Source organism: Bacilli bacterium (genome assembly GCA_036381315.1).
GTDB lineage: Bacteria > Bacillota > Bacilli > Paenibacillales > KCTC-25726 > DASVDB01.
Genome location: DASVDB010000078.1, coordinates 1 through 12,338 on the forward strand (window position 1 = coordinate 1; position 12,338 = coordinate 12,338).

Consider the following 12,338-nt stretch of genomic DNA (forward strand, 5'->3'; position numbering starts at 1 on the left):
CCGAGCAGAAACGGCAAGCCCAGTGGACAAACGAAGAAATCTCTTATGCCAAAGCGAAAGGCGATGATGCGAAATGAATGCCACCCTGCTGCAGAGCCCGGCCCCTAAACCGTTCAGCAAGGAACTGGATCCCGCACTTTGCTATGAATCCCGTGGACACCGCGAAGCGTCTGCCCGTCTGGATCTGATGATTCAGCATCGGACGCTGGGCGTTCTCACCGGTGAAGTGGGCGGCGGCAAGTCGACCTTAATCCGGCGGCTGTTCGCCTCCCTTGATCCCATGGCCTATCTGCCGATCTACCTGTGCTATGCGTCACTCAAGCCACGAGAATTCTATGGAGGCCTGCTGGAGGCGGTCGGCGTAGAACCGGTCTACACCGTCTCCAAGGCGCGTAAACTCTGGCAGGAAGTCGTCCGCAGCCGTTCCGCACCTGGTGAGCGTACCATGGTCGTCGTCATCGATGAGGCGCACGAGATGAGCGAAGCGATGCTGCTTGAATTACGCTTCGCGCTCAATTACAACATCGATTCCGCCTCGTTCTTTCCCTTGATTCTCGTCGGCCAGCCGGAGCTTCGCAAGCTGCTCCGGCTGAAGAAGTACGAAGCCACCGTCCAGCGCATTGGCATGCAGTACCACTTGAGCGGCATGAGTAAGGAGGAAACGAGCGCCTATATTCGGCACCACATGACCGTAAGCCGGACGGAGAAGCCCGTGTTTGCCGAAAGCGCGCTCAGCCGCATCTTTGCTGCCAGCCAGGGGCTTCCACGCGTGGTGAACCAGATCTGCATGCAGATTCTGCTCGACGCCGCCGCCCGGAATCTGGAGGTCATTGAAGAAGCCGACGTCGTTCGTGTGCTTGCCGATATGGACCGGCAGCGCGGCGTTACGAGTTGATTTTACGTTGTCCCCACAACTCACATCGATTGGCACATGCCGCTTCTATTCACAACGAGCAGCGTGTGCCTTTCGTTTTGAGCGGCGTTACATTTCTCATCGATTTGGCAGGTTGGCGTTCCCCTTCTCCCGTCATTGTCGGTGAGATTCACGCCGTCATTTTATGTGAGCGGCAACATTTTGATTCGAATGCCGGGCCAAAGCTAAAGAGATCAGCAGATTTGGACTTGGTGCAGACGAATATCAAAAATTTGCTAATAATTTTGGTATCGGTTCCGCATGTTTAAATACGATTCGAAAAAGGATGGCGCAGGATTACTATCGATATACTTGAAACAGCAACTCCAATCCTGGTTGGCAGGAATACGTTTGCTGAACCAGAAATAAGAAAAACGCCTTACGGCGTCCTTATAGTTCGCATCGATATTCAAATGTGATTTTAACTGGGTGTCGGGTCTTTCCCTCACCCAGTTTATTTTCTTAAATCGATTATTTTGTACTCGTGGCTGCGAAACGACGGAGCCGAAATCCGAAATATTACAAATGTTCTTCACTACGGAACCGCTGAGGTTCAAAGAAGTGCATAACTCATGTTCTTAATAAGCTAGCCCTTGATAGATCGGAAACTTCTCCGTTAATTCTTTCACTTTCTCCCTGGCTTTTTCGCGAACCGATTCGTCTTGCGGACTTTTCAACACATCGGCGATCACTTTGCCGATTATCCGCATCGCGTCCGTATCCATGCCCCTTGCCGTTACGGCCGGCGTGCCGATCCGAATGCCGCTCGTAATAAACGGGCTGGTCGGATCAAACGGAATCGCATTTTTATTGACGGTGATTTTTACGTCATCAAGCAAACGCTCGGCGTCTTTTCCGGTAATATGCAAATTGCGCAAATCAACCAGCATCAAGTGGTTGTCCGTGCCGCCGGAAACGAGCTGAAGCCCTTCCGCGAGCAGCGTTTCCGCCAACACTTGCGCATTTTTCACTACGTGTTCGGCATATTGTTTGAATGCCGGCTGCAGCGCTTCGCCCAAAGCCACCGCTTTGGCCGCAATAATATGCATTAGCGGTCCGCCCTGCGTGCCCGGGAATACGGCTTTGTCGATCGCCTGCGCCCATGCTTTGCGGCACAAAATCATGCCGCCGCGCGGTCCGCGCAATGTTTTGTGCGTCGTTGTCGTGACAAAATGGGAATGCGGCACCGGATTTGGGTGCAAATCGGCGGCCACAAGGCCGGCGATATGCGCCATATCCACCATCAGCAAGGCGCCGACGTCGTACGCGATCGATCCGAGCGCGGCAAAATCGATGATCCGGGGATAGGCGCTTGCGCCCGCGACAATCAGACGGGGACGATGCTTAAACGCCAATTTGCGCACTTCATCGTAATCGATCCGGAACGAATCTTCGCGCACGCCGTACGGAACAAAGTTGTACAGCAACCCGGACGCGTTGACCGGACTGCCGTGCGTCAAATGGCCGCCATGCGCCAAATTCATTCCAAGCACCGTGTCGCCAGGCTGCAACGCCGCCAAATAAACGGCCATATTGGCCTGTGCGCCGGAATGCGGCTGAACGTTGGCGTGATCGGCGCCAAACAATTGTTTGGCCCGGTCTCTGGCGATCGTTTCAACGATATCGACGTATTCGCAGCCGCCATAATACCGTTTGCCCGGATACCCCTCCGCGTATTTGTTGGTCAGCACCGTTCCCATCGCTTCCAGCACGGCTTGGCTGACGATATTCTCCGATGCGATGAGTTCGATGTTTTCCCGCTGGCGATTCAACTCCTGCCCCATCGCCTGAACGACTGCCGGGTCGCTTTTGCGTAAATGTTCCATTACTGGGTTCCTCCTCATCATTATAAACAATGATCTGCGGTAGCGTCGGGACGGGCGGCGGATAAAGCTCCGGTTTGTTCCAACGCATACACTGCCCGCGCCCCGCCGATCAATTTCGGGCGGGAAAAGGCCGCATTCACATGCGCGCCGCCGAGCGTGCGAACGGACGGGCGAAACGGGACGGCAACCCGGCGCACGTGCATCCCGATTAACGTGTCGCCGATATCGATCCCGGCGTCCGCCTGCACCGCTTCAACCAAACAAGGCTCGCGCAAGCGGCGAAATGCGTAAGCCGCCATGGAGCCGCCCGCTTTCGGCACCGGCACGGCTGAAACCTGCTCCCATCGCTCCCGCGCCAGAAGCTCGCGCTCCACGACAAGCGCCCGGTTCAAATGCTCGCAGCATTGAAACAGCGCATAAAATCCGATTTCCGCACGGACGCGCTCAATCCCGGCATAGAGGGCCGCCGCAATCTCTTCCGAGCCCGCGGTGCCGATTCTCGCGCCGCCTACTTCACTGGTGCTTACGCCAAAGACGACGCATTGTCCGGACCGCAAATTTGCCGCCGCCGCCAGTTCCCGCACGATAGCTTCCATGCCGTCCGCCAATGAATGGGCATCCTGCGCCATAAGCTTATCACCTTCTTGGGCTTTTCCTCATTTATGGATGAAGCGCATATTTATCTTCGATGGCCTTGATTTTACTGATTCGGTTTTTATGCCGCTCTTCGCGGGAAAATTCCGTCCCGATCCACGTTTTGACGATTTCCTCGGCCAAACCGGGCCCGATCACCCGCGCGCCCATGGCGAGCACGTTCGAATCGTTATGCTCCCGGGTCGCCTTTGCCGAAAAAACGTCATGGACGAGAGCGCAGCGAATCCCCGGCATTTTATTGGCGGCGATGCTCATGCCGATGCCGGTGCCGCAAATGAGAATTCCCCGATCCGCTTCCCTGGCGATCACCTTCGTGCAAACCGGCACGGCGTAATCCGGATAATCGACCGATTTTTCACAATCGCAGCCGACATCTTCGACCGTATGACCGTTTTTTTCCAGAAACGCAACGATTTCTTTTTTCAATTCATACCCGCCATGATCGGCGCCAATGGCGATTTTCATCTTTTCAACCTCCACGCGATGCGCTATGATTCCGTTTCGTTATTATTATAACTCCTTATGCAAAATACAAAAAAGAGCCCCGAAAACGCGCTCCATTTGCGCATTTCCCGCTCTTTGCCCAGGCGACCGACATATATGTCCGGTGCTCCACTGTGGTCAATTCCACGCGTCGCCAGTTACACCGGACCCGTATATATCGCTATCTTAACCTATTCCGCAGCATGTGTAAAGATGCGCGCATCAGGTTTTTGCCGCTTGCAGCTTTTTCACCAATTTTTGAAGCGCATCCGCAAGCTCGTCCGCGCAAGACTGGTAAACATCCAATGGCCCCCCGAACGGATCGGCGATGTCGAAAACGGGAAGTTTTTCCGCCAGCTCTTGAAGCCGCTCTTCATCCTCCGGCGAAAAGGCCTGGGATAACGACTGCTTGATTTGCCTGTCCGACAAAAGTTTGTTGTACTCCGCCAAAACGGCAAGCACCGCCTGGTCTTCCTCCGCATATTCCTTGAGCGTAAAAACTTTATCGACGGCGTACGGATACCGGCTGATGACCGCCTGTTTGTGCCCCATCGTCATCGTCAGCACCAGATCGGCCCAATCCACCGTTTCTTTGGTCAACATGCTCGAGCGCAATTCACAGTCGATTCCTTTTTCCTGCAACACCCGCTTCGCGTGCGGCGAAATCGATGCGCCTTCGGCCGCGCTTACGCCTGCGGACAAAATTTCCAATTGCAGGCCGCTTTCTTTCGCCATTTTCGTTAAAATGGCTTCCGCCATCGGGCTGCGGCACGTATTGCCGGTACAAACAAACAGGATACGTTTCACAATCCGCCCTCCGCCTTCGCTCATTTGGTTTGCCAATGCAAATCCTGTCCTTTTATTTTACCAAAACTCACGGAAAAAGAATCTAAAATAAAAATTTGATGCCGAACGCAAGCAAAATCATCCCGCCGAACGCTTCACCGTACTCGCCGATCCAACGGCCCGCCCCCCTGCCGACAAGCAAACCGCCGACGGACATGAGACCGCCGAAGGCGCCGAACATGAGAACGGCCAAAATGATGTCGGAGGCGAACAAACCGAGCGAGATGCCGACGGAAAACGAATCGATGCTTACGCTTAACGCAAATATCAGCACGCCCCATAAGGAGCGGAAATCAATCGAGCGTACATCTTCGCCGCGCAAGGAACTGTAAACCATATGCCCGCCAAGCAAAATCAAGAGCCCGCCGCCGGTAATGGTCGCCACATCGCCAAGCAGGGAGCTGACATAATGCCCTGTAAACATGCCCATAAGCGGCATGATAATATGAAAAACGCCGATAATCAGGCTCAGCCGCAAAATTTCGACGAGGCGGATGCCTTTCAGGCCAAGGCCGATTCCCAACGAAAAAGCGTCCATTCCCAAGGCGATCGCCAAAATCAGGATCGTCAAAAACTGCCCCAATTGCGCCGTCATCGCCAACAATTGCACCACCCCGTGTCCGCATTCTCACTCCAGAATATGCGGACGAACCGGGAAACATACTAGATTTTCACGACCCTGCCCGCCGCCGCCTTTTGCAGCCGGTTCATCACCGCCTGTCCGATGCCCTGCTCCGCGCAGGCTTCCGCCCAAATATGGCTTACGCCATGCTCGTCAAAACGGCGCAAGCAAGCAAACAACCGGTTGGCCGCTTGCCGCAAATCGCGAACGGAGCCCAAACTTAGCACCAAATCGGCGTTATAGCTTTCGGCGTATTCGGCAAACGTCAGCACGCCGACCGTTTCGCCCCGCTTTCCCGGTGCGGCAAGTTGTTCGTTAATATAGCGCGCAACCGCGTCATGATCATAGCCGGACACCACTGTCAAACAGCCACGCGGGGCATAATGCTTGTATTTCATCCCCGGCGCGCGGGGCTTATGCGCATCTTGCGCGGCATGCCGATTGTCTTCCGGCGCGACGGCCGCAACCGCGGCTTTTCCGGCGGCGGCTGCGAGCTGTTCCGCCGTAATTCCTCCGGGGCGCAAAATTTCGATCGTATTATCCGGCACGGCAACCACCGTCGATTCCACACCGACGCTTGTCGGGCCGCCATCCAAAATCCCGGCGATGCGTCCCAGCATATCTTCGCTGACATGCCGCGCTGTCGTCGGGCTTGGCCGTCCCGATACGTTGGCGCTGGGCGCGGCAATCGGGCAGCCGGCCGAGCGAATGAGCGCGAGCGCCACCGGATGATCCGGCATGCGCACCGCTACCGTCGGCAATCCGGCCGTAACGAGCGGCGACACAGCGCCTTTTTTCAGCGGAAGGACCAGCGTTAAAGGGCCCGGCCAAAACTGCGCGGCAAGCTGATCGGCGAGGGGCGGCCGGTTTTCCGTCAGCTCGTCCAACTGGCTTAAATCGGCAATATGCACAATCAACGGGTTGTCCGCCGGTCTGCCTTTGGCGGCGAATATGCCGCGCACCGCTGCATCCGATGTTGCGTCGGCCCCAAGGCCGTAAACCGTCTCCGTCGGAAACGCGACCAATTTGCCGGCGCGGATCAGCCCGGCCGCCTCGCGGATCGCGGCAGCGCCGCTTTCCGCTTCATGATCAATCTTCCAACGCCTCGTTTGCAATTCCATATATTTGCCCTCGTTGTGAAAAATAATAGCCGTCTACTATTATAGAATAAGATGCGGGCTTGGCCTATAATCGGGAAAACCATTTTTTGAATTTGCTCTTTATTTTGGCAAACAGATCGACGACGAAAAACCGCACCTTGACTTCGCCCTTCGTCTCGTCATCGATGAAAACCGCCGGGGTCGCCTGGGCGGAAGTCTGTTTTTCCAGCACATTCGTCGGTTTATTGGTGGCTTTGGCAGAATCCGGCTTTGCCGTTGTGCCTTTGACAAAACAAAGGGGCGGAAACATCACGCACCACCAGTTTTGTCCCTTCCCGCGGCCCAGCGTGATTCTAAGCGCCTCGTATTTTCCGGCGGGATAAACCTGATCGGCAAATATTTTGGTCGGGAACGGCATATTGCCCAGTTCCACCTTATAGCCGTAATCATAGCCGTATTTGGCAAGCGTTGCCCGCACAACGGATTCGATGCCGCCGATATGCCCGAGCACCGCCGCGCGCGCTTCTTCGATGGAGCTTGCGTCGCCCACCCATTGATTGATATTCGCCGAAATGGCGTCTCTTACTCTCATTTTGATCCATTGATCTTCCATGCGATCGGAATTTGCGATAATGCGGATGCGGATCGATTGCCCGGGAATGCGCGGATTTTTGCTTGCGGCGCTGATCAATTCCGTTTCCCAACTGGCGATCAAAACCGCGATTGCCAACAGGAGATAAAGAAAATGTTTGCCCATGCCGGTTGCCCCCTCGCCAAAATGAGTGCCTCCAGCAACCAGTATGGGCAAATTCCCGACAGTTAAACCTATGAAACTAGCATTTCTCGCAATTCCCATTCCGGGCAATCACATGGCGGTCGATGCCGGACAAATCGCGAACGATGCGGATATCGGCAAACACCCCGGTAACCCGCAGCATTTCCGCGACTTTGCCCGCTTGCCCGATTCCCGTTTCCAGTCCGATCACGGAAGGCAATCGCTCAAGCCGGGTGAGCTGCCCGACCAGACGGCGATAGCAATCAAGCCCGTCCGCCCCGCCGTCCAACGCGGTGATCGGTTCAAAATCTTTTACTTCCGTTTGCAAAGTGGGGATTTCCGCGGCGGGAATATACGGCGGGTTGGATACGATGATATCCGGCGCAACTCCCGCCCGGATTGCCGGCTCAAGCAAATCTCCCTGCAAAAAGCGGATATTTCCCGCTCCCAACTTCGCAGCATTGCGCTTTGCGGTGGCCAGCGCCTTGGGCGAGATGTCCGTGGCTACAACGCGCCAAGCCGGACAATGCAGGCTGAACGCCACCGCAAGCGCGCCGCTGCCCGTGCCGATGTCCAGCAGAACCGGGCTTTCTTTCTGCTCCAACCGCCAACTGTTTGCGATCCGAATCATCTCTTCCGCCAACAGTTCCGTTTCCGGGCGCGGAATGAGCACCGCGGGATTGACGGAAAAGGCCAGGCCGCAAAATTCCTGCTCGCCGGTTATATACTGTACCGGTTCGCCGGCCGCGCGCCGCTTCAGCCATTCTTCCCATTTTGCCTTAAGGGAATCCGGAAACGGCTGCTGCCAATCCAGCAAAAACCGCGTGCTGTCCCAGCCAAGCAAGGATTGCAGCAGCAGCGACGCGCTTTGCCGCGCTTCACCGCATCCCTCTTCCCGTAAAAAAGAAGAAGCCTGCAGAAAGGCTTCACGAATCGTTTGCATGCTCATGTTATGCCGGTTCTCCCCGTTCCAGTTGATCCGCTTGCGCCGCAATGGTCAGCGAAGAAATGATCTCCTCCAACTCGCCGTTCAATACGGCGTCAAGACGGTGCAGCGTAAGTCCGATGCGGTGGTCGGTAACGCGGCTTTGCGGAAAGTTGTACGTGCGGATTCGTTCGCTGCGGTCGCCGGTGCCGATTTTGCTTTTGCGCTCGCTGTCGATTTTGGCTTGCTCGTCTTGCAGGATTTTATCGTACAAGCGCGCCCTCAGCACTTGCAAAGCCCGCTCCTTATTGGAGTTTTGCGATTTGCCGTCCTGGCAGCTGACGACGATTCCGGTCGGAATGTGCGTTACGCGCACGGCCGATTTGGTCGTATTGACCGATTGCCCGCCGGGTCCGCTGGAGCAAAACGTATCAATGCGAATATCGTTTTCATTGATTTCCACTTCCACTTCTTCCGCTTCCGGCATGACCACTACCGTTGCCGTCGACGTATGGATGCGCCCGCCGGATTCGGTGGTAGGAACGCGCTGCACGCGATGCGCCCCGCTTTCGAACTTCAGTTTGCTGTAAGCGCCGCTGCCGCGGATCATCAATACGACTTCCTTAAACCCGCCCAAATCGTTTAAATTGGCATCCAGCAATTCGGTCTTCCAACCCTGCAAATCGGCGTATTTCGTGTACATGCGGTACAAATCGGCGGCAAACAAGGCCGCTTCGTCCCCGCCGGCGGCGCCGCGAATCTCCATGATGACGTTTTTACTGTCATTGGGATCCTTGGGCAGCAGCAAAATTTTGATGCGCTCCTCCAGCTTTTGCTTTTGCGCGGAGAGCTCGCCGATTTCGGACTTCACCATCTCCCGCATTTCATCATCCAGTTTTTCCTGCAGCATCGCTTTCGCATCGTCCAGCTGCTTCACGATTGTTTTATACTCCGTATAAGCCGTATAAGGCTCCTGAAGTTCGGATTGTTCCTTGGCGTATTGCGCAAGCTTCGCCGAATCGCCGACGATGTCCGGATCGCACAACAATTCACTCAATTTTTCATACCGGTCGGCAAGCGATTGAAGCCGATCCAACATGTGTTCCATTCCTTTCATCCAGTCAAAATGACCGATTATGGACCCAATTTTATGTCTTCCGGCCGCGACCTGTCAATGCAAACCGCCTTCCATCCGCACCATTACACGTTAAAGCGGAAATGCATCACATCGCCATCCTGCACGATATAGTCTTTGCCTTCAATCCGGAGCTGGCCTTTTTCCCGGGCATTATTCATGGACCCTGCGGAAACAAGCGCGTCATAGCTGACCACTTCGGCGCGGATAAAGCCGCGTTCAAAATCGGAATGGATGACCCCGGCCGCTTGCGGTGCCTTCGTGCCCTGCCGGATTGTCCATGCGCGCACTTCCATCTCTCCGGCGGTAAAATATGTTTGCAGTCCAAGCAGTTTATAAGCCGCCTGAATGAGCCGGTCAAGCCCCGACTCGCGCAGGCCAAGCTCTTGCAAAAACAAGGCCTTGTCATCGCCATCCAGCTCGGCGATTTCCGCTTCGACTTTGGCGCTGATCGCCACCACCGCCGCGCCTTCTTTGGCGGCATATGCCGCAACCTGCTGCACAAACGGATTGCCCTGCGCGTTCGCCGCTTCCTGCTCGCTCACATTGGTGGCGTAAAGCACCGGTTTCATCGTCAACAGATGCAAATCGCGAATGAAGAGGCGGGCTTCATCGTCCAGCTTAACGCTTCTAGCGGGCTTGTCCGCAAGCAGCGCCGCTTGAATGCGTTCCAGGCAGGCGAGTTCGGCGGCGAATTTTTTCTCGCCGCTTTTCATATTTTTCCGGGTGCGGTCCATGCGCCGCTCCACCGTTTCCAGATCGGCCAATATCAGTTCGAGGTTGATCGTTTCAATGTCTCCAAGCGGATCCACTTTGCCGGAGACATGGGTAATATTTTCATCCTGAAAGCAGCGCACCACGTGCACAATCGCGTCAACTTCACGAATATGGGCGAGAAATTTGTTTCCCAGCCCTTCCCCTTTGCTGGCGCCTTTCACCAAACCGGCAATATCGACAAACTCGAACGCCGTGGGGACGATTCGCTGCGGATGGACGATCTCCGCCAATTTGTGCAGCCGTTCATCCGGCACTTCCACGACGCCGACGTTGGGGTCAATCGTGCAGAACGGATAGTTGGCCATTTCCGCACCGGCCTGGGTGATGGCGTTAAACAGCGTCGATTTGCCGACGTTGGGCAGCCCGACGATGCCTGCTTTTAAAGCCATAGCGTTGACAACTCCTTATGCTCATTGGCAAAATTCCTTTTTCATTATATATGGAAAAAGCAAAAAATCCTAGCCCGACGCTTTTCCGGGCCAGGAAACGCTCTTGCCGTCTCGCCGGCTATATCTGGTAAAAAGGCGCGGGCCGCCGTTCACTGTCATTCAGCTGCGCCCGCAAATTCACGGAGCGCGCTTCGCACTTCTTCCGCCGTCGCCATCCGCAAAATTTGTGCCGCCAATCGCTTCGCCCGCTCGCGGTTCGTTCGGCGGATCGCTTCTTTCACTTGCGGGATGGCGTTTGCGCTCATGCTCCATTCCTTGAGCCCCAAGCCGACCAACAGCGGAGCGGCAAGCGGATCGCCCGCCATCTCGCCGCACATGCTCGCCCGAATCCCGCTTCTTTCGGAAGCGCGGATAATAAGGTCGATCAGACGCAGCACGGCGGGATGAAAATAATCGCACAGCGGCGCCACTTTCTCGTTCATGCGATCAACCGCCAGCGTATACTGCACCAAATCGTTTGTGCCGATGCTGAAAAAGTCGGCCTCTTGCGCCAATTGTTCCGCGATGATGGCAGCCGCCGGAATTTCAATCATGACGCCCACTTCCAGATTGTCGTCAAACGGGACGCCGGCGGCGAACAATTCGCTTTTCGCCTGGGCGATGAGCCGTTTTGCCGCCTGGATCTGCTCGACATGCGAAACCATCGGCAGCATCAGCCGGATTTTGCCGAACGCGCTTGCCCGAAGCACCGCTTTTATTTGCGTTAACAACAGTTCGGTTTTTTCCAGGCCGATGCGCAGCGCCCGCCAGCCAAGAAATGGATTGGCTTCTTGCGGCAGGGCGAAATAGGTTAGGCGCTTGTCCCCGCCGATATCGAGCGTGCGAATGACGACCGGCCGGCCTTGCGCCAATTCGGCCGCTTGGCGATAAGCCTCGGCTTGTTCTTCTTCCGTGGGAAATTGCTCCCGATCCATATATAAATACTCTGTTCGAAACAATCCCACGCCTTGCGCGCCTTTTTCAATGCCGTCCGGCACCTCGTCAGGCTTGCCGATGTTGACGGCCAATTCGGCGACAAAACCGTCTTGCGTGACCGCAGGCAGTTCCCGCAATTGCTCCAGTTGTTTTGCGCGTTCCGCTTCTTTCGCCTGCCGTTTTTGATATCGCCGCAAAACCTCGTCATCGGGAGCGATGATCAACTCGCCCGCCGTCCCGTCCAAAATCAGCAAATCGCCTGGTTTCACCAAATCAAACAAAGCGGCGCCAAGCCCGACTGCGGCCGGAATGTTCCTTGCCCGCGCCAAAATGGCCGAGTGACTCGTTTTGCCCCCGGCGGCCATCGCCATTCCCAAAACAACGCCCGGGGGAAATTGGGCGGCGTCCGAAGGCGCAATATCGTGAGCAATCAGGATAGCCGGGCCGGCAAGCGACGACAAGCCGCCGGCGCTAACGCCGTTCAGCATGCCGATCAACTTTTGCGATACGTCTTTCACGTCGAGCGCCCGCTCCCGCAAATATTCGTCATCAATGGCGCGGAACATTTCGATGAGCGAGGCGGCCACTTTGCCGACAGCCGACTCTGCCGTAATTTTCTTTGTAGAGACAATCCGGCGAATTTCGCCGACAAACATCGGATCCGACAAAAACGCCAAATGCGCGGCAAATATGCCCGCCTGTTCGGGCCCTAGCTCTTTTTCCGTCATTTCCCGCAGGCGGTCCAGGTCATTCTCCGCAAGCATGACCGCTTCGTTCAGTTTGCGCAATTCGTTTTCCGGTTCGGCTGTCTCTACAACATTTGCCGCCAACGGCCAACCGCCGCTTTCCCAGACGTACGCCTTGCCGATCGCGATTCCCGGCGCCGCCGCGATTCCCTTGACCAACACTGTTCCCACC

The 12,338-nt window shown here is 55.8% G+C and carries 12 protein-coding genes and 1 riboswitch; of the genes, 1 reads left to right on the plus strand and 11 read right to left on the minus strand.

Annotated elements, in window-relative coordinates; translation table 11 throughout:
* The first annotated feature begins 73 nt into the window (after positions 1–73).
* Entirely contained in the window at positions 74–895 is an 822-nt protein-coding gene (locus VF260_06000) for an AAA family ATPase (protein ID HEX7056734.1), read from the plus strand.
* Positions 896–1,491: 596 nt separating this feature from the next.
* Here VF260_06000 and glyA read toward each other — a convergent pair.
* From glyA to ptsP, 11 genes are all read right to left on the minus strand, one after another.
* Positions 1,492–2,739: a serine hydroxymethyltransferase gene (glyA, locus tag VF260_06005; protein ID HEX7056735.1), complete on the minus strand. Its 1,248-nt coding sequence runs from the start codon at positions 2,737–2,739 to the stop codon at positions 1,492–1,494.
* Between the two features lie 20 nt (positions 2,740–2,759).
* A complete protein-coding gene (locus tag VF260_06010) occupies positions 2,760–3,368 on the minus strand; it encodes a TIGR01440 family protein (protein HEX7056736.1) in 609 nt (202 codons plus the stop codon).
* A 31-nt stretch (positions 3,369–3,399) separates the two neighbouring features.
* Positions 3,400–3,858, minus strand: a complete 459-nt coding sequence (gene rpiB / locus VF260_06015) for a ribose 5-phosphate isomerase B (protein HEX7056737.1) — start codon at positions 3,856–3,858, stop codon at positions 3,400–3,402.
* A gap of 109 nt (positions 3,859–3,967) precedes the next feature.
* Positions 3,968–4,048, minus strand: a riboswitch (ZMP/ZTP riboswitch).
* Positions 4,049–4,098: 50 nt separating this feature from the next.
* Complete coding sequence (locus tag VF260_06020; GenBank protein HEX7056738.1) at positions 4,099–4,683, minus strand: low molecular weight protein arginine phosphatase; 585 nt, start codon at positions 4,681–4,683, stop codon at positions 4,099–4,101.
* Between the two features lie 82 nt (positions 4,684–4,765).
* The gene (locus VF260_06025; protein HEX7056739.1) at positions 4,766–5,326 is read right to left on the minus strand and encodes a manganese efflux pump; all 561 of its coding nucleotides are present in this window, start codon (positions 5,324–5,326) and stop codon (positions 4,766–4,768) included.
* Positions 5,327–5,385: 59 nt separating this feature from the next.
* Complete coding sequence (locus VF260_06030; GenBank protein ID HEX7056740.1) at positions 5,386–6,465, minus strand: L-threonylcarbamoyladenylate synthase; 1,080 nt, start codon at positions 6,463–6,465, stop codon at positions 5,386–5,388.
* Between the two features lie 64 nt (positions 6,466–6,529).
* Entirely contained in the window at positions 6,530–7,201 is a 672-nt protein-coding gene (spoIIR, locus tag VF260_06035) for a stage II sporulation protein R (GenBank protein HEX7056741.1), read from the minus strand.
* Between the two features lie 76 nt (positions 7,202–7,277).
* Positions 7,278–8,168, minus strand: a complete 891-nt coding sequence (gene prmC, locus VF260_06040; protein ID HEX7056742.1) for a peptide chain release factor N(5)-glutamine methyltransferase — start codon at positions 8,166–8,168, stop codon at positions 7,278–7,280.
* Position 8,169: 1 nt separating this feature from the next.
* Complete coding sequence (gene prfA, locus VF260_06045; protein HEX7056743.1) at positions 8,170–9,243, minus strand: peptide chain release factor 1; 1,074 nt, start codon at positions 9,241–9,243, stop codon at positions 8,170–8,172.
* Between the two features lie 101 nt (positions 9,244–9,344).
* Positions 9,345–10,445, minus strand: coding sequence for a redox-regulated ATPase YchF (ychF, locus tag VF260_06050; protein ID HEX7056744.1), 1,101 nt, complete (start codon positions 10,443–10,445; stop codon positions 9,345–9,347).
* 155 nt (positions 10,446–10,600) lie between these two features.
* Positions 10,601–12,328, minus strand: coding sequence for a phosphoenolpyruvate--protein phosphotransferase (gene ptsP, locus VF260_06055; protein HEX7056745.1), 1,728 nt, complete (start codon positions 12,326–12,328; stop codon positions 10,601–10,603).
* Between the last annotated feature and the right edge of the window lie 10 nt (positions 12,329–12,338).